This window comes from Citrobacter sp. Cpo069 (assembly GCF_030332785.1).
GTDB classification, from domain to species: Bacteria; Pseudomonadota; Gammaproteobacteria; order Enterobacterales; family Enterobacteriaceae; genus Citrobacter; species Citrobacter portucalensis.
Window position 1 is genome coordinate 1 of record NZ_JAOWHD010000003.1, and the last position, 22,766, is coordinate 22,766.

The 22,766-nt window shown below is 48.0% G+C and carries 32 protein-coding genes; 21 read left to right on the forward strand and 11 right to left on the reverse strand.

All coding sequences use genetic code 11. The features are described from left to right. Positions 1–234: 234 nt before the first annotated feature. The 3 genes from OGY08_RS00050 to OGY08_RS00060 form a co-directional block, all read right to left on the reverse strand. A complete protein-coding gene (locus tag OGY08_RS00050) occupies positions 235–654 on the reverse strand; it encodes a DUF192 domain-containing protein (RefSeq protein ID WP_052124776.1) in 420 nt (139 codons plus the stop codon). Positions 655–1,415: 761 nt separating this feature from the next. Then, positions 1,416–2,300: a replication protein RepA gene (locus OGY08_RS00055; RefSeq protein ID WP_023223509.1), complete on the reverse strand. Its 885-nt coding sequence runs from the start codon at positions 2,298–2,300 to the stop codon at positions 1,416–1,418. A 32-nt stretch (positions 2,301–2,332) separates the two neighbouring features. Continuing rightward, the gene (locus OGY08_RS00060) at positions 2,333–2,917 is read right to left on the reverse strand and encodes a recombinase family protein (protein WP_021544366.1); all 585 of its coding nucleotides are present in this window, start codon (positions 2,915–2,917) and stop codon (positions 2,333–2,335) included. A 191-nt stretch (positions 2,918–3,108) separates the two neighbouring features. Between OGY08_RS00060 and OGY08_RS00065 the strand changes: the two genes are divergently transcribed. The 5 genes from OGY08_RS00065 to OGY08_RS00085 all read left to right on the forward strand — a co-directional run bounded on the left by OGY08_RS00065 (position 3,109) and on the right by OGY08_RS00085 (position 4,946). After that, positions 3,109–3,408, forward strand: a complete 300-nt coding sequence (locus tag OGY08_RS00065; protein ID WP_023187081.1) for a hypothetical protein — start codon at positions 3,109–3,111, stop codon at positions 3,406–3,408. 261 nt (positions 3,409–3,669) lie between these two features. Continuing rightward, complete coding sequence (locus OGY08_RS00070) at positions 3,670–3,915, forward strand: AbrB/MazE/SpoVT family DNA-binding domain-containing protein (protein ID WP_021536799.1); 246 nt, start codon at positions 3,670–3,672, stop codon at positions 3,913–3,915. An 11-nt stretch (positions 3,916–3,926) separates the two neighbouring features. After that, entirely contained in the window at positions 3,927–4,184 is a 258-nt protein-coding gene (locus OGY08_RS00075) for a hypothetical protein (RefSeq protein WP_021536800.1), read from the forward strand. After that, positions 4,174–4,500, forward strand: a complete 327-nt coding sequence (gene mazF, locus OGY08_RS00080) for an endoribonuclease MazF (RefSeq protein WP_000817647.1) — start codon at positions 4,174–4,176, stop codon at positions 4,498–4,500. The genes OGY08_RS00075 and mazF overlap by 11 nt, the downstream gene beginning before the upstream one ends. 8 nt (positions 4,501–4,508) lie before the next feature. After that, on the forward strand, positions 4,509–4,946 hold the full coding sequence (locus OGY08_RS00085; protein WP_021536801.1) for a hypothetical protein: 438 nt from the start codon (positions 4,509–4,511) through the stop codon (positions 4,944–4,946). Positions 4,947–5,161: 215 nt separating this feature from the next. Here OGY08_RS00085 and OGY08_RS25265 read toward each other — a convergent pair whose 3' ends face one another. From OGY08_RS25265 to OGY08_RS00115, 6 genes are read right to left on the reverse strand one after another with little or no spacing between them, the layout of a single operon-like run. Beyond that, positions 5,162–5,563, reverse strand: coding sequence for an Hha/YmoA family nucleoid-associated regulatory protein (locus OGY08_RS25265; protein WP_434476653.1), 402 nt, complete (start codon positions 5,561–5,563; stop codon positions 5,162–5,164). Further along, the gene (locus OGY08_RS00095) at positions 5,564–6,289 is read right to left on the reverse strand and encodes a restriction endonuclease (RefSeq protein WP_015345246.1); all 726 of its coding nucleotides are present in this window, start codon (positions 6,287–6,289) and stop codon (positions 5,564–5,566) included. Then, positions 6,265–6,579, reverse strand: coding sequence for a hypothetical protein (locus OGY08_RS00100; RefSeq protein ID WP_000851068.1), 315 nt, complete (start codon positions 6,577–6,579; stop codon positions 6,265–6,267). The genes OGY08_RS00095 and OGY08_RS00100 overlap by 25 nt, the downstream gene beginning before the upstream one ends. Before the next feature lie 2 nt (positions 6,580–6,581). Further along, on the reverse strand, positions 6,582–6,899 hold the full coding sequence (locus OGY08_RS00105; RefSeq protein WP_001226231.1) for a TrbM/KikA/MpfK family conjugal transfer protein: 318 nt from the start codon (positions 6,897–6,899) through the stop codon (positions 6,582–6,584). 5 nt (positions 6,900–6,904) lie between these two features. Continuing rightward, the gene (locus tag OGY08_RS00110) at positions 6,905–7,342 is read right to left on the reverse strand and encodes a hypothetical protein (protein WP_169516770.1); all 438 of its coding nucleotides are present in this window, start codon (positions 7,340–7,342) and stop codon (positions 6,905–6,907) included. An 11-nt stretch (positions 7,343–7,353) separates the two neighbouring features. Continuing rightward, positions 7,354–7,590, reverse strand: a complete 237-nt coding sequence (locus OGY08_RS00115) for an H-NS histone family protein (protein ID WP_021536804.1) — start codon at positions 7,588–7,590, stop codon at positions 7,354–7,356. Between the two features lie 62 nt (positions 7,591–7,652). On the opposite strand from OGY08_RS00115, the gene OGY08_RS00120 reads away from it, so the two are divergent. From OGY08_RS00120 to OGY08_RS00195, 16 genes are all read left to right on the forward strand, one after another. Then, entirely contained in the window at positions 7,653–8,393 is a 741-nt protein-coding gene (locus OGY08_RS00120) for a lytic transglycosylase domain-containing protein (RefSeq protein ID WP_021536805.1), read from the forward strand. Between the two features lie 22 nt (positions 8,394–8,415). After that, positions 8,416–8,733 (forward strand): hypothetical protein, encoded by a 318-nt coding sequence (locus OGY08_RS00125; protein WP_001267114.1) that lies wholly within the window; start codon positions 8,416–8,418, stop codon positions 8,731–8,733. After that, positions 8,717–9,007 carry a TrbC/VirB2 family protein gene (locus tag OGY08_RS00130; RefSeq protein ID WP_021536806.1) on the forward strand — a complete coding sequence of 97 codons (291 nt, stop codon included), beginning with the start codon at positions 8,717–8,719 and terminating at the stop codon, positions 9,005–9,007. Before OGY08_RS00125 ends, OGY08_RS00130 begins: the two co-directional genes overlap by 17 nt. Before the next feature lie 50 nt (positions 9,008–9,057). Continuing rightward, positions 9,058–9,372, forward strand: a complete 315-nt coding sequence (locus tag OGY08_RS00135; RefSeq protein WP_001053888.1) for a VirB3 family type IV secretion system protein — start codon at positions 9,058–9,060, stop codon at positions 9,370–9,372. Positions 9,373–9,386: 14 nt separating this feature from the next. Continuing rightward, positions 9,387–12,002 (forward strand): VirB4 family type IV secretion/conjugal transfer ATPase, encoded by a 2,616-nt coding sequence (locus OGY08_RS00140; protein ID WP_489433602.1) that lies wholly within the window; start codon positions 9,387–9,389, stop codon positions 12,000–12,002. 9 nt (positions 12,003–12,011) lie between these two features. Continuing rightward, positions 12,012–12,719, forward strand: a complete 708-nt coding sequence (locus tag OGY08_RS00145; RefSeq protein ID WP_023187073.1) for a TrbJ/VirB5 family protein — start codon at positions 12,012–12,014, stop codon at positions 12,717–12,719. A 3-nt stretch (positions 12,720–12,722) separates the two neighbouring features. Continuing rightward, complete coding sequence (locus OGY08_RS00150) at positions 12,723–12,959, forward strand: EexN family lipoprotein (protein ID WP_000733633.1); 237 nt, start codon at positions 12,723–12,725, stop codon at positions 12,957–12,959. A 54-nt stretch (positions 12,960–13,013) separates the two neighbouring features. After that, positions 13,014–14,021, forward strand: a complete 1,008-nt coding sequence (locus OGY08_RS00155; protein WP_170879277.1) for a TrbL/VirB6 family protein — start codon at positions 13,014–13,016, stop codon at positions 14,019–14,021. Between the two features lie 94 nt (positions 14,022–14,115). Further along, the gene (locus OGY08_RS00160) at positions 14,116–14,286 is read left to right on the forward strand and encodes a hypothetical protein (RefSeq protein ID WP_021536809.1); all 171 of its coding nucleotides are present in this window, start codon (positions 14,116–14,118) and stop codon (positions 14,284–14,286) included. Between the two features lie 2 nt (positions 14,287–14,288). Continuing rightward, positions 14,289–15,005 (forward strand): VirB8 family type IV secretion system protein, encoded by a 717-nt coding sequence (locus OGY08_RS00165; protein ID WP_000914645.1) that lies wholly within the window; start codon positions 14,289–14,291, stop codon positions 15,003–15,005. A 2-nt stretch (positions 15,006–15,007) separates the two neighbouring features. Further along, positions 15,008–15,895 (forward strand): TrbG/VirB9 family P-type conjugative transfer protein, encoded by an 888-nt coding sequence (locus OGY08_RS00170; protein WP_021536810.1) that lies wholly within the window; start codon positions 15,008–15,010, stop codon positions 15,893–15,895. Then, the gene (gene virB10 / locus OGY08_RS00175; protein ID WP_021536811.1) at positions 15,892–17,046 is read left to right on the forward strand and encodes a type IV secretion system protein VirB10; all 1,155 of its coding nucleotides are present in this window, start codon (positions 15,892–15,894) and stop codon (positions 17,044–17,046) included. Before OGY08_RS00170 ends, virB10 begins: the two co-directional genes overlap by 4 nt. Then, positions 17,039–18,070 (forward strand): P-type DNA transfer ATPase VirB11, encoded by a 1,032-nt coding sequence (gene virB11 / locus OGY08_RS00180; protein WP_021536812.1) that lies wholly within the window; start codon positions 17,039–17,041, stop codon positions 18,068–18,070. Before virB10 ends, virB11 begins: the two co-directional genes overlap by 8 nt. Beyond that, positions 18,033–18,587, forward strand: a complete 555-nt coding sequence (locus tag OGY08_RS00185) for a phospholipase D family nuclease (RefSeq protein WP_000616063.1) — start codon at positions 18,033–18,035, stop codon at positions 18,585–18,587. The genes virB11 and OGY08_RS00185 overlap by 38 nt, the downstream gene beginning before the upstream one ends. 12 nt (positions 18,588–18,599) lie before the next feature. Continuing rightward, on the forward strand, positions 18,600–19,082 hold the full coding sequence (locus tag OGY08_RS00190; RefSeq protein ID WP_021536813.1) for a GNAT family N-acetyltransferase: 483 nt from the start codon (positions 18,600–18,602) through the stop codon (positions 19,080–19,082). 11 nt (positions 19,083–19,093) lie between these two features. Then, positions 19,094–19,288 carry a DUF7706 family protein gene (locus OGY08_RS00195; protein WP_000529710.1) on the forward strand — a complete coding sequence of 65 codons (195 nt, stop codon included), beginning with the start codon at positions 19,094–19,096 and terminating at the stop codon, positions 19,286–19,288. A 273-nt stretch (positions 19,289–19,561) separates the two neighbouring features. Here the strand turns inward: OGY08_RS00195 and OGY08_RS00200 are convergent, their stop codons facing one another. Next, positions 19,562–19,849: a hypothetical protein gene (locus tag OGY08_RS00200; RefSeq protein ID WP_021544365.1), complete on the reverse strand. Its 288-nt coding sequence runs from the start codon at positions 19,847–19,849 to the stop codon at positions 19,562–19,564. 9 nt (positions 19,850–19,858) lie between these two features. Beyond that, the gene (gene mobF / locus OGY08_RS00205) at positions 19,859–22,765 is read right to left on the reverse strand and encodes a MobF family relaxase (RefSeq protein WP_021544364.1); all 2,907 of its coding nucleotides are present in this window, start codon (positions 22,763–22,765) and stop codon (positions 19,859–19,861) included. Between the last annotated feature and the right edge of the window lies 1 nt (position 22,766).

Consider the following 22,766-nt stretch of genomic DNA (forward strand, 5'->3'; position numbering starts at 1 on the left):
AACGGCCCGGTTGAGCGGGCGGGCTGGCGCGTAGCGACGGGCCGGGCGTGATTTATCCGGGTGTTGGGGGGATGGCCGCGAAGCGGCCAGCGCCCCTACAGGCACGATGACAACTGGATTACTGGCGTGATATTGGTTGAATGGCCCTGTATGGCTTTGTAAGAGGTTATCTTGGTTCGGGCCATACCTGAGTTAGTTTTTCTTGTTGAAGCAGCTCTATGGGGCTGTGAGGCGTTATTTGAGGGGGAAACATTGGCTGGATATGATTTTGTCTCCTTTGGATAGCCTGAACTGTTTAAATTTTTCCGTTCTCATCTCGATGATTGCTATCGTGGGATGTAGTGATGAATGCGCTGTGTCGCTGTTGGGCTGCATATCCTGAATACTCTGGATAACACCATCAGCACCGATGAACGCGGCTGTAAGTGGGGTTGGCGTATTTTTCATCCAGACTGCGCGGGGTTCTGCTGTTTTCCATGCGAGGATTAAGCCGGTGCTGTGATTTTCACCTGACATACCTTTCACCTGGTCAGCCTGTGTGACAGCCGCAGGTAACGTAATTAACTGACCATGTTCAAAGATCACCATGCAAGGTTCGGCGCTTGCCTGGTACGTGGTAGCCAGCAGGATGATACTGAATAGAGATTTCTTCATAATTCACCAAAATTTAAATATTGAGGTTAAATATAAGGCGCTATGAATCCTCTTTCAATATCACGCTGCTTTCGTCTATACTTCTTACAACGTCTAATCTGCTCCTTCGCAGGAAAGACAGAGGCCCATTACTTGCCGGTGATGGGCCTCACTCTTTTTATCCCCCCTGCATCCCTGCATCAAACCTAATCGCTTACCTAAGAGATCGCAGCGCTCGCCGCAGTCTTTTGCTGAGGCGTACCGCAGCAACGCGAGGAACGAACAGCAAAAGCGAGGAAGCGCAAAGGCTGCCGTTGCTGATTTTGGCACGTACACACTGAACTAAAATTATTCGATTTATTTTTTATCCACTGATTTTATTGAATAAATTATCGGGCCTTTTTTTATAGGCTGATCTCTTAAAAGCATAAACTTACAGGCTAAGTGCTATCGGTCAAACTACAGGAAACCTACAGGAGATCACCTTATAGGTTTAGGGGGGGTCTGATGTACGTGTTTTTAGGGGGTCGGATGTACAAAAAAAAGGGGGTCGGATGTACAAAAAAAGGGGGTCGGATGTACGAGCTAGGGGGTCGGATGTACAAAGCTAGGGGGTCGGATGTACGAGCTAGGGGGTCGCATGTACGATCATTGGGGGGGTCGGATGTACGTGGATAACTTTATGTTTCAACAGCTTTTTTACAGGGTTGTTCACCTTATCCCTAACTTTACTCAAAGAGGGGGAGCGGCATTAACCCGAAATAAAAAAGGCCCGTATGGGCCTATTTTTTTGCTTCCTTGAATGGGATGGGAGGCGGGGAAGGGTAAAGTAATATTCCCCCGGTAACTTTTTCTACCTTCGCCTGTGGATATACGGTCAGAACGTCGCGCAGAGCTGGAAGAAATTTCTTTTTGAAATCCTTGTCAGGGTCTTTACCCATGTACTCTTGGGCGAACTGTTCCCGTAAATTCATCCAGTGAAGTTTAATCGGGCGGCCCTCGATGCGGTGTAAGCGATGTGCCAGCCACGTATAAACATCTAACGACAATGCCGAACCTTTTAGCGCGTACAGAGCGCGGTTATCGAGAGGAACGGCGCTATCAATTAGCCCATTAAAATACCCTTCTGATAGCGTCATCACGCCCGGCCATAAACTTAGCTGGCCGCTTTGGTCGTCTTTCTGCCAGGCATCGAATTGTTCTACCGGCTGACCGTTGAAAGAACGTCCTTTAAATCCGAGCTGCAAGCGGCAAGCGGCCAGCGCGTGCATTTGTTCGCGCAACGTCTTGTATTGTCTGCCGCCGCCTGATAAGCCCATTAATTGCAGAAACTCGTTTGCACTCTTACCGATCGGTATTTCGCGGGTCTTTTTGCGGAGAGCATAAGAGGATACCCATGCGAGCGCTAAACGAGGCATTGAACCATAGGGGATCGGTTGTTCTACAGGCCCGCTCCCTTCATCAAGCCAGCCAGCTTGGACGACCAGCCAGGCATCACCTGATTTCCTCATAAACTCGCGGCCATCCACCTTAGAACGGGGTAGGCCAACCTGACACAATATCGAGTGAGTAAATGCCATATCATCCCCTTTTGGGGGATTCTCTTTAATTGCGATGCCGGTATTTACCGTTTTTATTTGCTTCGCTGGTACTGGTTTATCTGTCACTTTTTCGCTCCTTCGCTACCGTTTGCCGCCGGTTAATCAGTATTGCTGTCGGGGGTAATATGTCTGTAAATCGTTGGACGTGAAACGTTAAAACGTGCCGCGATCTCTTTTACCGTAATTTCTGGCGATTTAACAAGCGCGTTAATTTCTTTAATGTCCTGTGGGGATAGCTTTGGTTTTCTGCCGCCAATGCGTCCTTTCTTCTTTGCGGCCGCAAGCCCGGCCATTGTCCTTTCGTGGTTTCTGGCTACCTCGAAATTGGAAAAAATAGCGATGAGGGAATAGTACATTTCACCCATTGGGCTTTGTGTGTCTATGCGCTCTTTGAGGCTCTCAAAGTGAATACCTTTGCTGCGTAGCTCATTCATGAGCTGCAAGAGCTGCAAGAGAGTGCCACCTAATCGGTCTAGCGCCCATACTACCAGTGTGTCACCGGCGCGAAGCGCTTTCAGACAGTTTTCCAACTCTGGTGTACCTGTTTTCAGGCGCTTATTACCGCCCCTCGATACCTGCTCTGCATACCATTTTTCGCAGCCAGCTTTTTGTAAAGCCTCGATCTGATACTCAAGGGATGTGTCTTGCTCTTTGGTTGACTTTCTGGCGTAGCCTATTTTCATATGCCCTGCTTTTGTTACACCGTTTTTGTTACACATAGTATTGTAACGAGTTTTGTTACACTGACAACATCCATTTTGATATTTTTGGATGGGGTGGGGGCGGTGTAACAAAAATCATCGTTTGTGAGACATTATTTGTATCAACAATGTTGACACGTCAAAGTAGTGGCTCTACACTGGTTGTATCAACAATGATGATACGTAGTGAGGTTGTGATGCTAGAGCAATACGTTCAACGAAATAGCGCCTGGCTTATGCCTTTAATTGCAGGGCTTATACTAGCGACGGCTCCTTTAATGCTGGAAATGGTTACAGATAAACAACCACTTCCATCATGGGCGTCTGTGGCGGCTGCCGGTATAGGTTTTTGCTGTTCAGGTGTTGGGGCTGCTTTTACGAATACCCTTTCAGCAAAAATTATAAAACTGTTGGCAGGTGTTTTTGTGGTAGTGATGGTTATCCTAGTGTTAATTAAACTGGTTAATTCCTAACTTTAATTATGAGGTGAGGTAATTTGTTTGGCCTTATTTTTCACATCATGTTTGGGAGTGTTTTCATAGTAATGAGCGTGGCTTCGCTGATTGGCCTTGTTTTACACGGCCATGAATACACGCCGGGTCACTTTTGGAACATGACCGCATTGTGTATCGCATCGACTCTGGCGTGGGTATGGGCGCTTTCTGAAGCTAAAGAAGCATGGTACATCCTGAAGAGTCGATAATTAGTTTTCCTTTTTCATTGAGAGGTATGTCATGACTCAAGTAATCATTAAAAAATGGGGTAATAGCCCGTCTGTTCGGCTCCCTTCTGCGATTGTCAAAGCTGCTTCATTGAACGTTGATGATGTAGTGGAGCTGTCGGTAGAGGATGGCGCAATTACTATCGTGCCCGTTAAAACGAAGGAGTATTCACTGGATGCTCTGATGGCCGGTGTTACTAACGAAAATATTCATGAGGAAATCTCTTTCGGATCTCCAGTGGGTAAAGAACTTTTATAATTGGAGGGGTTATGCTGAATTTTTTGAAAAAAATTTATAGCTACCTGGAGTTTTTAGGCGCTCTTATTTGGGTGGGGGTGGGGCTTTACTCTATCTGGTTGGGGTTTAGTAAATTATTTAAAGATAACTCAATCTCTATTGGTGGTGTTGAGGCTGTATCTCTGCTTGATACAACCCCGTTTGCAATTATGTTTATTTTTTGTGGGGTGCTCATTATTACATTTATATGGGTTGGGTATATAAGTAAGAGACTAAAAAATGAAGCGTGATTATATTCCTGATGCCGGTGATATTGTATGGATGGATTTTGATCCGCAAGCAGGGCATGAACAAGCGGGCCATAGACCAGCTTTGGTGTTAAGTCCTGCGGTATATAACGGAAGAATAGGGCTGTTGTTGTGCTGCCCTATGACAACAAAAATAAAAGGTTATCCATTCGAGGTGCGGAACGGAGAGGGGAGCGCTGTACTCGCTGACCAGGTTAAAAGTCTTGATTGGCGTGAACGGGGGGCAGTTAAGAAAGGAAAAGTGTCTGCTGCTGTGTTGGCTGAAGTCAGGTCTAAATTAAAAGTATTGATTGGATAGGTAATACTATGGCTATTAGCGAATTATCTCTAGGAAAGCAGATACTTGAAAAGATAAATAATCATGATCGTTTTAATTCTAAATTGCGGTTTAAAATTAAAATTTTAAATGTGGTTGCGTTCATTATTCTTTTTGCTATAGGGGATACGTTTAACGAACTGGTTATGTGTGCGATTGCTTTCGTTGTTTTTTTTGTACTAACCGGTGTGTATTTGAAGTACAAGATGGTTATTCCATCGTCGTTAATATTTGATTATTTCGAGCGTAGTGCTGATGATGAGGGTTTTAGAAGTCTTTTTATGGAGTTGTTTAACAGCAAAAATTTTCTTACCGTCCGGGATGATCGCAAGAAAATTAATGATTATCTTTATGAGCAAGATAAGAAGTTTGAAGAATTGAAGAAAATAGAAACTATCACTCATGGTATGAATGGTCGCGGTGAATAAAAAAAGCCCGTTAGCGGGCTTATTCACATCACTTAATGGAGATAAGTTATGAGTTACTTTTTTCTTGCAATATTCATTATTTTAGGATTGATAAGTATCAATACACATGGGCGAATTAGCTATCTTATTTTGTTTGCCTCATTATTTTGTGGGTTAATATCATGGTACTTTTTTTTATGATCATCATTGAAGATAAAAGCCCTGCGTCGGGCTTTTTATTTTACATTCCGCCATGCAGATGCCGGGACTTTATCCCATAAAGTATTATGAGTGATTTCGGCTCTGCGATGGTCTGAGGCGCTCATCATTGCATCTAGTTCTTTTCCTGCTAATTTATCGCGTAAGTTTTCAAATACCTTTTCCAGTGTATCCAGTGAACTGCATCGACGGAAACGCATCAGATATTTTTTCTGTAGGTTTTCTTTGTCTTTTATTGATTCGATAAACTTTATTACGTCTGAATATAAAAATCTGTTATTTGATTTATGTGGCTCATGAGGTTGTGGGATGGCTTTGTTTTTAAATGTGCCAGTTGTCTTAATGGCGAAAATTAACTCTCCTTCTGTTATCCCCAACATTTCAGCAAAAGTTTTTGCTTCTATAGTTACTGACTTCATTTAATTAACTCTCATGCTATCGGTTGTCTTTTTATCCGCTTCCTCAACAATGGTGTTCGTTCCTCGCGTTGCTGCGGTACGCCTCATCATTGTCTGCGGTGCGGTTGCGATGGTGAAGGAGCTGCCGGGCGTGAGTAAATCAATCAGGCGCTGGCCGCTGATAATTTCCATCCGATCACTGGCGAAGCTAACAGCTTTTGAAGCTGCGCCGGTTTTTCCGGTATGGCAAAACAAACCGCGACAGTTATGTCGTTTAAGCAACGTATCGAACTCCTGAACGTGCTGTAAAGCAATATGGCCGCGATAGCGTTTGGCCTGGATGAGATAGCGATGTTTTCCGATTATTACCTGGCCGTCAATGCCTCCATCACCGGTATAGCGTTTGTTTCTGATAATGCTGAAGCCATGCGACTCAAATCCCTCCAGTAACAGTTCCTCAAAGGTGAAAGGGTCTATCTTCCTGAGATACGCGATCTTGTAGCCGAACGCCGGTAGGGTCTGAATTTTTGCGAGTACACGCCGGGCTTGTTGTTGCTTGCGTTTGTGTCTGCGTTTTCTGGCGGTGATCTTCCACCAATACAGGACGGCCAGAAAACCAAAAGACACGGCCCACAATGCGATTACGTTAGAGGGGAAAAGGGAAAGTATATCCATGCTACCTGTACCATAAAAAACGGGGCCGAAGCCCCGAACGCGCGTTGTTAGCGGCGGTGATAAACCTGCCATGAAACTTCTGTAGGTTTGCCATTGACGATAACGCCATTGCTGGCACAAATGCGGCCAGCAATGACCGCTCCTTGTGAGTAGGGCTGGCCGTCAAGATAGCAAACACCGATGGGGCGCGATTTCTGTACTTCGCGCTGAAGTGCCTGTGTATCATTGCGCTGTTGAATCTGTAGGTTATACAAATCTGTTTTAAGCGTATTCACCTGCTTGGTTAACTGGTCAACTTGTGACTGACTGGCGCAGCCGGTCAGTAAGAGAGCTGCGGTGAAGATGATGCTTTTAGTTTTCATATTTAACCTTTCCTGATACGTCCAAACATTGAAATAACCCTGCTAACAGCGGCGGTATTCTGCTCCGCTCCTGAGCATTCCATAAGAAATTCTTTACGTGCATCTGCTGTGTGATTAGGAAGGAAGCCATGCTTGTTTTTCTTCACGATATTGAAGAAGTCAGCGATAGCACCAGAGCAATCACTATCGCCAATACTCCCAAATTGACCACCTGATTTCGCAGCCATGCAAGCTAATGTCTTGCAAGGATCTTTTGCGAAGCTGGCAACTGAATAAGACGATGCCAGTATCACCACGGATGCAATTATTATCTTCCGCATTATTATCACCCTTTTCTGGATAGATAGGATTTAAGCCTTATTAGGCCATTCAGTAGTTTGTCATGCCCGATGCGCAGGGCGATCAGGCCAACAAATATTGCTGCGGCATGGAATGCAGATTGCGTATAATGCCAATCATTCCTATATTCCACGACCAGAAACAGAAGCACCGCGATGATACCAATCATCGTAAAGAATTTTAGGAGTTTTCCTAGAATAAAAAGGAGATAGATAAGGATGTCGGCAGTTAATAACCCTAAATATATTAAGATAAAACGTGCCGACTGTTTAATCACGGTGAGTAACTTTATTTTCTTAACCCACCAAAATTGGGAGGGGGTTATTTCGCTCCGCTGCTGCGCTTCTTTATTACGACGCGCTCGGATCGCTTTGGCCCTTTTCTCCCTCTTTTTTCCGGTAGGAAAATCAATAATTTTACTCATCCGTCAGCTCCTTATTCTACGATCTCAAACTCCGAAAGCTCGCGGCCTTCGTCAAGATATTTTTTTAGCCAGTCAGGGCGCTTTCCCCTTCCAACCCATGTGTTAAATGGATTGGCTGGATCTCGGTAGCGAGGCTCCCCTTTGGGACTCTTTTCTGACTGCAAGGGTACGAATATGATTTTTCTTTTAGGCACTGATGTTTCGCGCTCCTGCTCTGTTTTGTGCTTCTTTTCATCTTGTCTTGACATGTTCGAATTTACCTTTACTATACTAGTTAATCATTGAAATTGCAATTTCAAGGAAAAAAGAGATGAAGCAGGTTGTTGCCCTTTTCCCACTGTTGATTGCTGGCCTTTTGGATGCCACACCCGCAAATGCGGAACTGTCTGCGCCGGTTATGGCTCTGGCAAAACGTTGTGCGCCAGAAGTGCATCCTTTAACTATTGGGTACCTGGTTAGCCATGAATCGCGCAACAACCCATACGCGATAAACGTCAACGTTCCTGAAGGAACAAAATCACCGTTAGCCAGACAACCGCGCTCCCTGGATGAAGCGGTTAAAACGACAAAATGGCTAACGGCTCATGGTTATAACTTTGACGTAGGTTTAGGGCAAATCAACTCTGCGAATTTCTCAAAATTGAATGTTTCTGCCGCAGATTTGTTTAATGGTTGTAAAAATCTCGAAGCTGCTCAATACGTTCTTAATTACTGCTACCGGCTCGCAACAAAAGAATATGCGCCGGGGCAGTCAGCTTTGAGACACGCTTTATCTTGTTATAATACGGGTTCACTAACCGCCGGATTTACAAACGGTTATGTATCAAAGGTGGTTGCTCAAATTGGGCAATCAAAACCCGTAATCCCTGCTCTGAAAGCCGATGATGGCTCCACTGATGTGGAAAGTGTTGATACAGCTATAGATGCTGTGCCGGTAGATGCTGCTGATGGTGAAGAACAACCAAAAGACGCCGGTATGACTGATGCCTTTGGTGGCTCGGATAAAGACGCTTTTGGTGCATCTGATGGTGACGCTTTCCGGCAGAAGTAGGGAGTAACAGGAGTCAGTTTAGATGCGCGTTTATCTCATCTTGTTGAAGCAGTTAGAAGAAGTATTCAATCAAAACAAAGTTGTGCGGATCGCTATTCAACGGATGGATAAAAAGAAATGGATACCGCTTTTTGATGTGAAAAATAGTGAAGGGGGCGTAATCACTTGCTCCCTGCGAGTTCAGTCTGGAGAGGGGGTTAGAACGTGGGCCGATCTGCGGATACTGGCCGACATGCTGAGAGACGATTTTAATGCAAGAGAAGTGGGGCTTTTCCTGGATGAGCCTGATTTTATTTTTCCTGATGATGGAGTGTTAGACAAAGATGAATACAGCGATTAAACGTTTTTTCCCGGTGGCAATGTTCATGATGGTCGCCCTTTGCGTTCCTGAGCTGGCGCTGGCCGCCGGTGCAGATACCGGTGAATCATCCCTGAGTTCTGTTCAGTCTTGGATGATGACGTGGATTCCGATTGCGGCCACCGTTCTTATCATCGCGAGTGCTATCGCATGGATCGCTCATATGCTCCCGGCGAGCTGGGCGGTTCGTATTGTTGTCGGTCTGATTGTTGTCGGTTCCGCGTCTTACCTTGTTGGCCTTTTCGGGCTGAGTTAAGAAGGTTCGCCGGGGGGGTTCCCCCGGCCCGTATCTGACGGGAGGAAACGATGAATTTATCCGGTAAATATCCGTTATTTAAAGGCGCTACGCGACTGCCGACATTTGCCGGTGTTCCGCGAACAGTAATTATTGCCACCTTCATATTTTGTGCGACGTTATTTATGACGATCCACCTTTGGGCCGTAGTTCTTTTTGGCTTGCTGTGGTTTATTGAGTTTTGTATCAGCAAACATGATGACCGTATGTTTCGTATTATATGGCTGGCTATCATGACGAAAGGGCTAAATATGATTAACTCCCCGTTTACTAAACTGTGGGGCGGCTCTAGTTACTCACCTACTGATTATGGAGATAAAAAATAATGGCCGTAGCGGAAATGAAAAAAAGGGGGGTGAAAGATTTCAAAAAAGAACCTTCCTCTTTGAAATATATTCCTTACTCCTACCATGTGACGCCCCATGTTATCAGTACGGTAAATGGGGAGTACCTTTCTATATTTAAAATTCGTGGGCGAACCCATGACTGTGCCTCTGATGCCGAGCTGATTAAGTGGCACGCTGATTTGAATCAGCTTTTAAAAGGGATTGGTAGTGAGCATGTAAAGTTATGGACTCACTTACATCACCGCGAAATTAATAATTATCCTGACACGCATTACAATATGACGTTCCCGCGTATGGTGAATGAATATTATCGTGATCAGTTTGATGATACCCCCATGATGGTAAATGACCTGTACCTGACGGTTGTTTATAACCCTGTGGGGGATGCCGCTCAAAAGATGCTGGCAAAGTTTGATAAGCCATCGGCCAACGAGCTGCGCGAAATGCAGACTGATGCTATTAGTGCGCTGGAAGATATTTGTGAGCAGGTCATGAACTCCCTGCGTCCTTATGGCATTGACCGCTTAGGCTACTACTTCCGTGACAAACGGGGGAACGTCATTCCTGAACAGAAAAAAGATGATGCAGAAGATGATGAGGATATTATCGATCTGCGTGAAGATTTGCTGGCCGATGTGGAATATCAGGACGTTCAGGAAGATAAAGAAGTCTTTAGTGGCACTCAACACACCTATTCTAAAGCGCTGGAGTGGCTCTATTACCTCGTCAATGGTGAGTGGGCGCCAGTGCCGGTTTGTCGTGGCCGAATCCGTGAATATTTGGCTACTACCCGCCCAACTTCTTCATTTTGGGGGGATGGTATCGAGATTCGCGGTACCGACGAACGCCGCTATACGTCTGCCGTTGAAATCCGGGATTACGATTCCGATACTGAGCCGGGTCAGATCAATATCCTGATGGAAGCACCGTTTGAGTTTGTGTTAACGCAAACGTATTGCTGTATGTCCCAGCAAGCGGCAAGAACTTACCTCACTAACCAGCAAAAAGCACTACTGGAAACAGGCGATCCATCCTTTACGCAGATAAACCAGATGAGTGACGCCGTTGATGGCGTTGTTTCACGTACCTTTATCATGGGCTGGCATCACCTGACGGTACACACCTTTGGCAAGACTCTTAAAGAGGCCCGTTCAAACGCCGGTGTTGCCAGAAATATGCTGAACAACTGCGGGCTGATTGCCAGCCAGGTAGGGTTAGCTTCAGAAGCGGCATATTATGCAAAACTTCCGGCTAATCAACACCTGTCGCCACGACCTTGCCCGCTGAATAGCTGGAATTTTCTTTGCTTCTCCCCCTTCCATAATTTTATGTCCGGGAAAGCAAATAATAACCCGTGGGGGCCAGCGCTGACGCTGTTCAAAACGGTGGCAAATACGCCGCTGTATATGAACTTGCATGTAACGCCAGAAGATGAAATGTCTTTCGGTAAGCGACCGCTGGCGCATACGTTAATGCTTGGGCGTTCGGGGGCAGGTAAAACTACGCTGCTTAACTTCCTGCTGACGCAAGCGATGAAGTATAACCCGCGCATTTTTGCCTTTGACCGCGATCAGGGCATGATGCCGATGATTAAAGCGTTACACGGTCACTACACGGTTCTGAAAGAGGGCGTTGCTTCCGGGTGGGCACCTCTACAGATGCCTGGCACCAAAGTTAACATTGCATTTTGTAAGCGCCTGATGCGCCTGTGCGCTGAAATTACCAAAGGCAGCGTACTCGATGCTGATCAGGTTAATGACCTTAACCGCGCCGTCGATGCTTTGATGGATGAGAACTCCCTCATTCCGACAGATTTACGCACCGTGGATATGTTAATTCAGCAGATGCCGAATCCATATCAAACAGCGGGCAGTAAGCAAACACTGGCGTCATTGCTTGTTCCGTGGACTCGCGGCCATGAAAACGGTTGGTTGTTCGATAACGATTCAGATTCACTGAATCTTGGTGAATACGATATTTACGGCTTTGACCTGACAGATTTCATTGTTGCAGATAATGAGATCCCCCCTGCAACACGTACTCCGCTCCTGATGTATCTCAATTTCCGTGTGCGTCAGTCTATTGATGGCCGTCGCCGTGTGATTCAGGTATTCGATGAGTTTCACCAGTACCTTGACGATCCAATTATGAGTGTGGAAGTCAAACGTGGCCTTAAAACAGACCGTAAGAAAGATGCGGTTTACGTATTCTCCACGCAAGAGCCGAACGATGCGCTGGATAGCTCCATCGGTAAAACCATCATGCAGCAGTGCGTAACGAAAATTCTTCTGGAAAACCCGGATGCGGATTATGAGGACTACGTTACTCGCCTCAAATTGACACCGGCAGAGTTTGACGCGCTGCTGTCTATTCCTGAGAACTCCCGCCAGTTCCTGGTGAAACAAGGCAGCCAAAGCGCGATGGCGCAATTCAACCTGGCCCCGCGCGTTAAGACGCCGGAGAACTTCAGGAAGCTGGATAAGATCCTTAGCATCCTGTCAGGGGAAACCCAAAACGCCGAAACACTGGCGAAAATTATTGAGCAAATTGGGGATGATAACCCTGATAAATGGCTCGAACCCTACTGGAAATCTGTACTCGCAGCGTGAGGTAACGACATGAAAAAGACACTTGCAAGCCTTGTTTTAGCTCTGGCTATTTCGCCGGTTGCAGTTAATGCGCAACTGGTAGTTAACGATCCTGCAAATCTGGCCCAGGCGCTTCAGCAGGTCACATTAATGACGCAGCAAATTGAACAGCTCAAATCTCAATTGCTGAAGCAGGAGCAAACGCTGGCTTCCTTAACCGGCAGTTCTGGTATCGGTAATTTGCTGAATGGCGATATTAGTACGCTGAAAGGCAATTTACCGTCTGACTGGACGCAGGTATACAGCGACGCCATGAACAGCAGTTCAGGTATCACGTCATCTGCTCAATCCATGCTGAAGGAATTTCAGTCGCAGATTGACGGTATGAACCGTTCCGAAGCGATGAGTTTCATTAAGCAGAAGTTGGCGGAGAAAGGGGCGTATGACCGTGTGATGGCGCAGAACGCTTACAACAATGAAATGGCGGAGCTGAATAACATTCAGGAGCTGACCAATCAGATTGACTCAACCACGGACATGAAACAAATCGCTGACCTTCAGGCGCGTATCCAGACCGCGCAAGGTGCTATTCAGGGGGAGCAAACGAAGCTGCAACTGATGGCGATGCTGCAAACCTCGCAAGACAAGATTTTGCAGGAACAAAAACAATACGCCCAGAAGCGCTTTGTCCTCGGCGCTGACGGTGAAGATCTTTCCATGCCTAACGTAACGGAATAAACCATGAAAAAACTGATTTTACCTTTAGCTCTTTTCCTGCTGGCCGGTTGTGATTCTGAACATCCTGTTTCCTGGTACAAGGAACACGATCAGGAGCGTAAAGCGATGGTGGAAAAATGCCGTGATGATGCGGCGCTCAAAGTGAAGCCGGATTGTCAGAACGCGCTGGAAGCAGAGAAAGATTTGAAAGTGTTTGGCAAAAGTGATGATGGCCTCTCAATGCCAAAAGTCACGCCCTGATTAGGGTAGGGGGAAAGCATGGCCTTTTCATTTACAACGGATATTTTCAATTACATGGATACGGTCACAAAGGAATTTGTGGCCTCTAATCTCGGAGTTGTTATATCCACCATTTCACCGGTAATTGGGTTGGCGTTGATTTGCAAACTCACCCTGGACGGGCTGTTTACATTAGCCCGGCCACACGGTGAGCCGCTCTCATCGTTGATAAAAAAATTCATTGTGTGGTCGATGATAATCAGCTTTGCCAGCGCGGGCGGGCTGTATCAAACCCAACTGGCTGATGCGGCCATGAAGATCCCGGATGAGTTTTCCTCGGTACTGGTTATTAACGGTTCGTCCGGTGGCACTGAAGATGCAATGGGTAACAACATCGACAAGGCCATCCATGACGGGATGCAGGTTGCGCGTACTGCGTTTGATAACGCCGATATTTATAGCGGTTCCGGGTTGGCGTCATTATTCCTGGCTTGCGCGGTCATTATTTCCACGGTGTTGATCTGTGGTATCGGGGCCGGGCTGGTACTGATGGCGAAGTTACTGCTGGCAATCACTGTGTGCTTTGGGCCTATCTTCATCTTCTGCCTGTTGTTCAAGCCGCTGTATGGCATGTTCAATAAATGGCTTGGCTCGATGGTTAACTATGGGCTGGTAACAATTCTGCTGTCGATGCTGTTTGGCCTGATGATTAAGTTCTATCAAAAAGCGCTCGATGCCGTCACCGCTTCCGGGGCTGACAGTAGCCTGTTAGGGCCGGTTTTTGCTTGTCTGCTGATAATGATTGTCTCTTACCTGATCCTGATGCGTATTCCTGAAATAGCCTCCCGTTGGGGGGATGGTATCTCTGCGGGTATTCAGGAGCTGATACCTAACGCCGGTGGCGGTGGCCGTGGAGCTGGCGGTGGTGGCAATCAGCCTGGTGGTCAAAAAGGCGCTACAGGTGCCGGGGGCGGTACTGGCGCTAAGACTGCGGCGGCTACGGCTGCCGGTGGCCCCGGTGCGGGAGCGGCCACCGCTGCGGGTTCCCAAATGCAGGGTTTCGCAAAGGGTTCACGGCGCTAAAAGTGGAGTAGAAATTAATTTTTAATAAGTCATTGAAATTGTAATTTTGATGACTTATTATTTTTTTGTGATTGACTCAAAGGGAGTGACAAAGATGGTGCATTTCTTCAAATACACGGCAATGGCACTTATCGGGCTGCTGTTGGCCGCCTGTTCCAGTAGCCCGACGCCGCCGCCAGAACCCAACATGAAAAAGCTGGTTGATGTTAATAAGACGTATCCCGCCGAGCTGTATCGTGCAGATGCCGCTAACAACGGAGAGTAACAATGCTGAAGAAAAACAAACATCAAGCGATATCGCGGGAAGATCTGAATAAGTACCATGAGGAAACTCAAGGGCTTGAGCGCGATATGGTTAATGAGATCCTTAATTCCCGCTCTCGCGCCTGGAAAATTGCCACGGCCTTTTTCGTCTTTGCCGTTGTGAGCATGATTACTGCGGTCGGCGTCATTATCCGTTTTGCGCAGCCGTTACCGGCATACCTCACCACGATTAATAAAGATACAGGCGAAGTATCGCAGGTGAAAATTACCCGCGATGAAGCGACTTATGGCGACGTGATAGACCAGTATTGGATTTCACAATTTGTTATTCACCGTGAGTCCTACGACTACAACAGTATTCAGGTTGATTATGACGCCATGAGCCTGATGGCTTCCGGTGATGTAGCCGATGAATATCTCTCCATGTTCAAAGGCCCGAACCGCATTGATAAGCGGTTGGGTGACTCTGAAAGAACGACCGTTCATATCAACTCGGTGATCACCGACCGCGAACACGGTGTTGCCACCGTTCGCTTTACCACGCAGCAGCGCATTCGCCAGCGTCCGAACCCTGAGCCGCCGCGCTACTGGATTGCCACGATTGCGTATGAGTACAAAGCGTTACCAATGACCGCGCAGCAGCGCTATATCAACCCGCTTGGCTTCCGTGTAACGAGTTACCGTAAGAACGCTGAGAACGTTGGCGCAGTGGGAGGCTGATCATGAAAAAACAATTAATCGCCGGTTTAATTCTGGTCAGCCTCGGCCTCTCTGGTCAGGCGCTGGCGCTGGAAGTGGGAAAAGGTAGCCCATACGACTACCGTATTAAATCCGTGGTGTATAACCCGGTTGACGTGGTGCGTATTGATTCCGTTGCCGGTGTTGCCACTCATATCGTGGTTGCGCCTGATGAAAGCTATGTGACACACGCTTTTGGTGACAGCAATAGTTATGCGTTTACCCATGTTGAAAACAACATGTTTATCAAGCCGAAAGGGGAAGTTCCTAGCGATACTAACCTTGTTCTGGTCACGAACAAACGCACTTATAACATTGTGTTGCACTATGTAGGTGACTACACCACGAAAGACGCCCAGGGTAACGTTAAAGCCAACTTTATCAAGACGCCGTGGAGTATGAAAAATGCCACTCTCCAGCTTACTTACCTCTATCCATTTGAGGATATGAAAAAGGCTAATAAAACGCTGGAAAGTAACCGCGTGAAAAAGGCGTTGAAAGACCTTCAGAACGGGCCTTACAACCTGCTTTATAAAATGTCAGATGAAGATGAATATCGGACAGTGGCCCCGGTAAACGTTTGGGATAATTTCCGCTTCACATACTTCAAATTCCCTGCAAATGCCGATTTACCCGTTGTGTTCTATATCGGTGACGATGGTAAAGAACACACCGTTAACCAGCATCCAGCCGGGGAATATAACAACATTGTTGTGGCTGAAACGGTAGCAAAAGAATGGCGTATTCGTTACGGAAATAAAGTCGTGGGTGTTCTGAATATGAATTACAACCCAAATCTAGGGGCGATCAGTACCGGCACTGCGTCACCAGACGTTAAGCGCGTGAAAAAGGGTGAGGGGGATAAATCATGAGAAAAGACAGAGAGGAAAACTTAGATTATCTCGATGAAGAAGATACCGGCATCGAGGATGAGCGTCAGGGCTTCAGCGGTTCCCCCAAAAAACGTATTGCCGGTGCGCGGGCCTTTGTCGGGCTGATGGTGTTGATAGGTTCGGCAATGGTGGGATGGTTCATCTATAACCAGATGCACGTTAAGAAGCTGGCCGACGATCCCAAAAAGGATAAAGAGCAGGTTATGACCAGCTCTTTACCGCGCCAGTCTTTTGATGATGCGCCCCCGACTATCGACAACACGCCAAAAAATAGCGTCGTTCCTCCGTTGCAGACGACGCAGGAGTCGCAGCAGCAGGTTGCGCGTCAAACATTGAATAACCAGAAAAAGGAATTATCACCGGAAGAAAAAATTATGCGCGCCCGGTTAGGGGTGTCCTTCAACGGTGTCGATCCTGAGAAACAGGCTACGACTGCGAAAGAACAGGAACGCCGGTCAGGTCAGGACAATACAGAAACCAGCTCAAACAGCCAGGCACTGGCGAGCCGAATGAAACCGGCGCGTATGGCTGTTGCCCAGGCATCTGTAATGCCGCATCCAAATCTGACTATTGCGCAGGGAACAATGATTCCTTGCGGTACAAATACGGAACTGGATACCACGGTTCCGGGCCAGGTGAAATGTACTGTAAGCCGTGATGTGTACTCTGCTGATGGTACTGTAAAACTGATTGATAAAGGGGCTGTGGTCACTGGCGAGCAGAATAGCGGTATCCAGAACGGCCAGAATCGTGTGTTCGTTCTCTGGTCACGCTTGCGTAACCCGGATCAGACCATTGTTAACCTCGACAGCAGCGGCACTAACGCTTTAGGTAGTGCGGGCGTACCTGGTCAGGTCAACTCTCACTTTTGGGAACGAATGGGCGATGCCATTTTCTTCTCTGTGCTGACTGACGGAATGAAAGCCGGTATCGCGTCGATTAACAACAACAACTCCGATGTGACGTTTAACACAACGGAAAACAGTACCGACCAGCTTGCTACTGAGGCATTACGGGCGAAGATTAATATCCCGCCAACGCTCTACGCTGCGCAGGGCGATGCCGTATCCATCTACGTAGCCCGCGATCTGGATTTCAGCACTGTATATGGGTTAGAAATGAATGACTGAGTTAACCAGTAATATTCAAAATATTCGCCAACGCCCCCGCCGTGAGCAGGGGGTATGGCTGACGCTCGAACCACTTCAGCGCTACCTGAGTGATCCCGATGTGTGGGAGCTGAGAATTAACAAGTATCAGCAGGTTGTCTGTGAAACGTCGAAAGGCCGTATTTTCCACGACGATGAGAAAATTACGGCTGAATATATATCACGCTTAACCGATACGCTTTGTGGTTATAACGGACTACCGAAAGAGTCTGTTAATAACGTGCTCCTGCCGGACGGCTCAAGGGGGATTATTTGTTTACCCCCTGCCGTACTGGAGGGAACAGTAGCCATCGCGTTTCGTAAGCATCTGCCCGTTGATAAGTCTCTTGAACAACTCCGCGATGAGGGCCGTTTCACTGGCTGGAAACGAAAGGTTCAGGGTGAAGTAGCCCTTCAGCCATTCGAGCAAGAATTGCTGGAGTTGCTCGATAAAGACGACCTCGTTTCGTTTTTTAAAATTGCGGTACGCAACAAGCTGAACATCGTTGTATCAGGGTCTACCGGTTCGGGTAAATCAACGTTTACCCGCTCCCTGCTTCGGGAAGTGCCTTATACCGAGCGCATTGTAGTTTCAGAGGACGTTCACGAAATTGGGTCTGATCTGCATCACGAAATGGTTTATATGCTGTACGGCGATCAGGATGGCCGTCTGGCCCCGGCGGTCAGCCTGAAAGCGTGTATGCGTCTTTCTCCCGACCGTATCATGATGACAGAGCTTAGGGATGATGCAGCATGGGATTACATAAACTCGCTGAATACCGGGCATCCGGGCGGGATCACATCCACCCACGCCGACGATGCAAAATCCACTTTCAGCCGTATTGCGCTGCTTATCAAGCAAACCGGCGTCGGCCAGACGCTGGATTATGACGTGATTATGAAAACGCTGTACACCACGATAGATGTTGTGGTGTACATGGAACACCGCCAGATTGTTGAGGTTCTTTATGATCCAGCGTTTAAAAAAGCGCAACTTTCTCTTTAAAGCGGCACTGGTTGCCGCCGTACTTTACGGGGCTTCGGCCCCGTCTCTTTTTGCTGCATCGGCGCAAGTAGGTTTCTCGCCGGAAGGAACCGCGCAGCAGCTCGTTATCAACGTAATCGGCTCGGCAAAAGATAACATCAGAATGATGGCCTACAGCTTTACCGCCCCCGATATTATGAAAGCGCTGATTGCGGCCAAACGCCGCGGTGTAGACGTGAAAATTGTCGTTGATGAGAATGGCAATACGGGCCGCGCAAGTCGTGCGGCAATGAATCTTGTTACGAACGCGGGTATTCCGCTTCGGGTTAACAGTAACTACAAAATCCAGCATGACAAGGTGATCATCGTTGATGGCCGTCATGTGGAAACTGGCAGTTTTAACTACACGGCCAGTGCCGAGAAATATAACTCTGAAAACGCGATTGTGATGTGGGACGCGCCCGAACTGGCCGGGCAGTACCTGAAGCACTGGCAATCACGCTGGAATCAGGGCCGGGATTTTACCCCGTCTTATTGAATGGAGAACGATATGCTTGATATGCGATTAGGAAACAGCGGCGATATTCCTTTCATCATGAACCTGGTGCGCGATGGGATAACATCTGGCGCATTTTTCTATGCCGAGGGCAACGGTCTTGAAACAGTGAGATCTGAGCTACAAAGTGTCACCCAACAATACAGAGATAATATCCCCGTTGGGGATTATCTCTTTGTCTTTGCCGAGAAGTTAACGCGGCAGCCGGTGGGATTTTCGCTGTTAACCGGCCGCAATGATTTTGCGGGCCGGGCATCTCATCTTGAGATCCGTATGTTCGCTGTTGCGGCTGATGAGCAGGGTAAAGGCATTGGCAAGAGTATGCTTGCCTCAATCATCGAAGCCACGCCCGGACACCGGCTGGAAGCCTCCTGTCTCCCCCCGGCCACAAAAATGATGAGACTGCTGGCCGGAAGCGGGTTTAAGCTGATTCATGAAACGCAGGGCGGTAAGAAAACGTACCGTTTTACAGACTAACGAGGTGGATTATGGGTCAAGGTATCAACACGTTGTCTTTAGAGCTGGATGACAAAGAAGCGCTGGCGCTGGCGCAGTTTGTTAAGCGGTTGACGTGGAGTGATTTACGGGGGTGTGCCGTTGATGATGACGAGGCGTATGTCATCAAGGATGCCGTCGATAAATTACAGAGGGCAATGGCCGAAGAAGGTTTTTCCCCGCGATAGCGCAGGTTTCCACAAAAGGGCATCGAAATTTTTGAATGCCCTTTTCTTATCCCCTCCCCCCATAACTTTATGTTTTTATTCACTTCGCGTTTTCGGCGCCGGCGTTGGCCAGCTGCTGCCGGCGACGTGGCCACACAAACGGTTGTTCAAGTTCACTGAATGAGTTTTTACGAGCTATACGCATCACAAATGCTACGATAATGCCCCCGGACAAAACCGGCTTCCAATAATCCGGGGTGGGTTTGTTCTGCCGGTTTAGTCCGGGGAGCAAGGTCACTTTGAGGGGAGATCTTCAGCAAGTAATTTCCCATGCGCGATAAGCCACCTGCGGCGTTTTGCCATCCACTGCTGAAATTCAGGGGTGCTCTCAACCTTCAGCACATCCTTCCGCTTCCAGGCCATTATGGGGCCAGCTTTTTGTGGTTGGTCGAGAAAGTCAGATATGGCTTTATCAGTCCAGTACCGCGCTTTCAATCCACTTTTACTTATCCAGTTATCGTGCCATTCAGCGCTTGCTTTAGCGCGTGAATCGGCGGCGTTGTAATAAAGCCTTACCGTCATTACTCGCTCCTATAATCTCAAGGCTCTGTCATCGTTATTTTTTTCGTGGCCTTTATCTTTAGGCCGGGCATTACCTTTATCCTGCGTCGGCTCGGCTTTGTCTCGGCCTTTTTCGCGGGTATCATGCTGCTGCTCTTTGGCATAGCGTTTGAGTTGTTCCAGCTCAAGCGCGGCGGTTTTGAACCCTTCCCGGCTGGCTGCTTTATCCAGCTTCTTCTCATCGTCGGTGTAAATGACGGCTTCGTGTTTAGCGCGGGTGACAGCCACGTAATAAACATCTTTGGCCGTTGTGAGTGATCGGGTATCCATATTGATAAAAACCTTGTCGCAGGTCAGCCCCTGAGCACTATGAACGGTCGAAGCGTAAGCCAGCCCTAAGTACATAGGTTTGTTGGCATCAATTTTTACCAGCCGCCCTTTCTCGTTCTCCAGCAGTACCTCACCACTCTGGACGCCTTTTACCTTAAAACGGTCGCCGTTCGCTAAATCCAGATGTGCATCGTTACGGGTGATCCTTACCTGGTCGCCCACGGCCAGCTCCGTTTTTTCAACGGAGTACACGGATAATTTGGAAAATCGCGCCGGTGAAAATGCGATTGTGTCGCCGCTGCCGTCGCTTACCGTAAGTTTATTGCCGGGGCCGGTATCGAGAACGGTATAAACGGCCCCGCGTTTCAGCCCGTTGCTGTAATCCCGTTCCGGGATAATCACGGCTCCTTTTTCGTAATATTTGCTGTGCTGCCGCTGGGCCTGAGTGGTATCAAGACGGTTCAGAAGCGGGTAATTGATACCCTGGCCTTTTAGCCCCAGCTCGGCCTGAATGTACTCATTAATTTTTTTCCGGCTGTCGTTCGTGCCGGTGATGATCAGGGCGTTAGCCCGGTCTGTCGGCGGCATTGCCACGTAATCCCCGACAATGCGGCGGTAGCGCTGATCATGATTTTTTTCCTCTACGATGCTGGTTACGTGGGTCAACGATGCCTTTATTTTCCCTTCTGCTGCATTCAGCGCGGCTTTCAGCAATTCCGGGTCTTTCTGGCGCTGAATATCTTTCATATAGGCAGTTTCCATACCGGCTTTAATAAGCTGCTCGAAAGGTTTACCCGCTTCGACGGCTTTAGTCTGTTTGGTATCGCCCAGGAATACCGCTCGTGCGCCCGCATCGCGGATCACGCGCATAGTTTCCTCCATCTGGCGGGCCGGGATTACCCCTGCTTCGTCAATAAAAACTACTGAGCCGGGGCCAATTTTTTTATCTGAGGCCCGGAGGAAAGACTGTAGTGTGCGAGATTCCAGCCCTTCAGCCTGAAGCGCTTTAACTTGGCTACCGTAGGGGGCAAGACTGGTGACGTGTACGCCCTGCTCTTTTAGAAAATCCGCTGCCGATTTGGTCATATAACTTTTGCCAGTACCGGCAAACCCATGTACAGAAATAAACTGGTTGGGGGTATGAATAATTCCCATGACCGCTTTTAACTGTTCGGGTTTAAGCGTTCTGCTGGCTAACCAGCCCTCGCTAAACTCGCGAGTGTATGGGGTCTGGATCTTTCCGCGCCCTTCCCGCTCCATCTTCAGTATGTTGCGTTCGCGTTGTTGAGCTAACTGTGTGGTAAAACGCGGCTTTTGCTGTACCAGCCGCCCGTTTGTGATGCCCTTATCTACGAGTTTACGGGCCTCATCTTTATTGCGGCCAGCTTTCACCAGTTCCGTTACCCATTGTTCGCGGGTCATTGCTACGTTCTGCTGTTTTTTATTGGTCGTGGCCGCTGCGTATGTTGCTTCTTCTTTGATGAGGTTGCCGGAGGTTATGGCCCGTTCTCTCGCAGCCCGAATATCATCGAGGGTTAAGCGGCCATAGCCATGCTTCATCGCCACGTCCATCAGCTCCCGCTCGGTAATCACCGATTGACGTTCGGTAAGTGAACGAATGGCAAAGGTCATTACCTTGTCAGCCTGGTACTCGATAGGCTTTTCCAGCGCCGCTGGCTGCGTATTCCGCGCTATATCGTCGTTGGCCGCACCTTTCCACTCCCGGCTATCAAAATCAATCTGAAGCTCTTTGGCGCGGTTTTTCCAGCCCTCATAGAGTACATCGCGATCTACTTCGCCTTTGCTTTTACGAGTTTTCAGCGCGGCCGCATTTTTTTGCTCATGGCTGGCCGTTTCACGGCTTAAACCATTCTTTGCTAACTCGGCCTCAATCTGCTGGCTGCGCTGGCTGAATTGGGCTATCTGCTCCTGGCTGAAATGCGCCAAATCAAACGTACCATTCCGATCATAACGCAGGTTGTAACCGGCCAGCTCCAGCTCTCTTGCCAGCTCGGATTTGTAAACGTTACCCAATAACGTAAGCGAGTTCACAATGCCGTCATTCGTGAGCGAACGCCATTTACCATCGCTGGTTTTGGTGAGGTTCATTACAAAGGCATGGGTGTGCAAATCCGGGTCTAGCTCGCGTGACGTTTCGTGTCGAAACTTGCCGACAATCAGCTTATTCGTGTTTTCAACGTGCGTTTTTTTATTGACGGTAAAGCGGCCTAGTGCCAGCCGTTCCGCTTCCTCGATGGCTTTAGTGACCGCCCGATCGTGCGCTTCAATGATACGTTTATCACCGTTGACCAGTGCCTGAAGCGTAACGCCTTTCGGCGCGGAAAACGTAAGATCGTATCCCAATCGTTCTTTGCTTTCGCTGTTGGCCGTTTTGCGCATCACGGAAATGTCATCCGTTACTTTGCCATCAAGCAATTTCGCAAACCGTTTTTGTTCTACCTCGCCGGTTAAGCCCAGTTCTTCCGCGCCAGCGCCTTGCCACTGCATCGCGTTACCGTCTTTCGCATAGTAATCGTCTGCGCCATCAGCATAGTAATCAACAACCTTATCGACACGCTGGCGGGTAATCGTCGTAATGTTCAGCATA

Excerpts from the sequence above, each read along its gene's own strand:
- OGY08_RS00050 (WP_052124776.1), bottom strand. The coding sequence starts at position 654 with ATGAAGAAATCTCTATTCAGTATCATCCTGCTGGCTACCACGTACCAG.
- OGY08_RS00060 (WP_021544366.1), bottom strand. The coding sequence starts at position 2,917 with ATGAAAATAGGCTACGCCAGAAAGTCAACCAAAGAGCAAGACACATCC.
- OGY08_RS00065 (WP_023187081.1), top strand. The coding sequence starts at position 3,109 with ATGATGATACGTAGTGAGGTTGTGATGCTAGAGCAATACGTTCAACGA.
- OGY08_RS00070 (WP_021536799.1), top strand. The coding sequence starts at position 3,670 with ATGACTCAAGTAATCATTAAAAAATGGGGTAATAGCCCGTCTGTTCGG.
- OGY08_RS00075 (WP_021536800.1), top strand. The coding sequence starts at position 3,927 with ATGCTGAATTTTTTGAAAAAAATTTATAGCTACCTGGAGTTTTTAGGC.
- mazF (WP_000817647.1), top strand. The coding sequence starts at position 4,174 with ATGAAGCGTGATTATATTCCTGATGCCGGTGATATTGTATGGATGGAT.
- OGY08_RS00085 (WP_021536801.1), top strand. The coding sequence starts at position 4,509 with ATGGCTATTAGCGAATTATCTCTAGGAAAGCAGATACTTGAAAAGATA.
- OGY08_RS25265 (WP_434476653.1), bottom strand. The coding sequence starts at position 5,563 with ATGAAGTCAGTAACTATAGAAGCAAAAACTTTTGCTGAAATGTTGGGG.
- OGY08_RS00095 (WP_015345246.1), bottom strand. The coding sequence starts at position 6,289 with ATGGCAGGTTTATCACCGCCGCTAACAACGCGCGTTCGGGGCTTCGGC.
- OGY08_RS00100 (WP_000851068.1), bottom strand. The coding sequence starts at position 6,579 with ATGAAAACTAAAAGCATCATCTTCACCGCAGCTCTCTTACTGACCGGC.
- OGY08_RS00105 (WP_001226231.1), bottom strand. The coding sequence starts at position 6,899 with ATGCGGAAGATAATAATTGCATCCGTGGTGATACTGGCATCGTCTTAT.
- OGY08_RS00110 (WP_169516770.1), bottom strand. The coding sequence starts at position 7,342 with ATGAGTAAAATTATTGATTTTCCTACCGGAAAAAAGAGGGAGAAAAGG.
- OGY08_RS00115 (WP_021536804.1), bottom strand. The coding sequence starts at position 7,590 with ATGTCAAGACAAGATGAAAAGAAGCACAAAACAGAGCAGGAGCGCGAA.
- OGY08_RS00120 (WP_021536805.1), top strand. The coding sequence starts at position 7,653 with ATGAAGCAGGTTGTTGCCCTTTTCCCACTGTTGATTGCTGGCCTTTTG.
- OGY08_RS00125 (WP_001267114.1), top strand. The coding sequence starts at position 8,416 with ATGCGCGTTTATCTCATCTTGTTGAAGCAGTTAGAAGAAGTATTCAAT.
- OGY08_RS00130 (WP_021536806.1), top strand. The coding sequence starts at position 8,717 with ATGAATACAGCGATTAAACGTTTTTTCCCGGTGGCAATGTTCATGATG.
- OGY08_RS00135 (WP_001053888.1), top strand. The coding sequence starts at position 9,058 with ATGAATTTATCCGGTAAATATCCGTTATTTAAAGGCGCTACGCGACTG.
- OGY08_RS00140 (WP_489433602.1), top strand. The coding sequence starts at position 9,387 with ATGAAAAAAAGGGGGGTGAAAGATTTCAAAAAAGAACCTTCCTCTTTG.
- OGY08_RS00145 (WP_023187073.1), top strand. The coding sequence starts at position 12,012 with ATGAAAAAGACACTTGCAAGCCTTGTTTTAGCTCTGGCTATTTCGCCG.
- OGY08_RS00150 (WP_000733633.1), top strand. The coding sequence starts at position 12,723 with ATGAAAAAACTGATTTTACCTTTAGCTCTTTTCCTGCTGGCCGGTTGT.
- OGY08_RS00155 (WP_170879277.1), top strand. The coding sequence starts at position 13,014 with ATGGATACGGTCACAAAGGAATTTGTGGCCTCTAATCTCGGAGTTGTT.
- OGY08_RS00160 (WP_021536809.1), top strand. The coding sequence starts at position 14,116 with ATGGTGCATTTCTTCAAATACACGGCAATGGCACTTATCGGGCTGCTG.
- OGY08_RS00165 (WP_000914645.1), top strand. The coding sequence starts at position 14,289 with ATGCTGAAGAAAAACAAACATCAAGCGATATCGCGGGAAGATCTGAAT.
- OGY08_RS00170 (WP_021536810.1), top strand. The coding sequence starts at position 15,008 with ATGAAAAAACAATTAATCGCCGGTTTAATTCTGGTCAGCCTCGGCCTC.
- virB10 (WP_021536811.1), top strand. The coding sequence starts at position 15,892 with ATGAGAAAAGACAGAGAGGAAAACTTAGATTATCTCGATGAAGAAGAT.
- virB11 (WP_021536812.1), top strand. The coding sequence starts at position 17,039 with ATGACTGAGTTAACCAGTAATATTCAAAATATTCGCCAACGCCCCCGC.
- OGY08_RS00185 (WP_000616063.1), top strand. The coding sequence starts at position 18,033 with ATGATCCAGCGTTTAAAAAAGCGCAACTTTCTCTTTAAAGCGGCACTG.
- OGY08_RS00190 (WP_021536813.1), top strand. The coding sequence starts at position 18,600 with ATGCTTGATATGCGATTAGGAAACAGCGGCGATATTCCTTTCATCATG.
- OGY08_RS00195 (WP_000529710.1), top strand. The coding sequence starts at position 19,094 with ATGGGTCAAGGTATCAACACGTTGTCTTTAGAGCTGGATGACAAAGAA.
- OGY08_RS00200 (WP_021544365.1), bottom strand. The coding sequence starts at position 19,849 with ATGACGGTAAGGCTTTATTACAACGCCGCCGATTCACGCGCTAAAGCA.
- mobF (WP_021544364.1), bottom strand. The coding sequence starts at position 22,765 with ATGCTGAACATTACGACGATTACCCGCCAGCGTGTCGATAAGGTTGTT.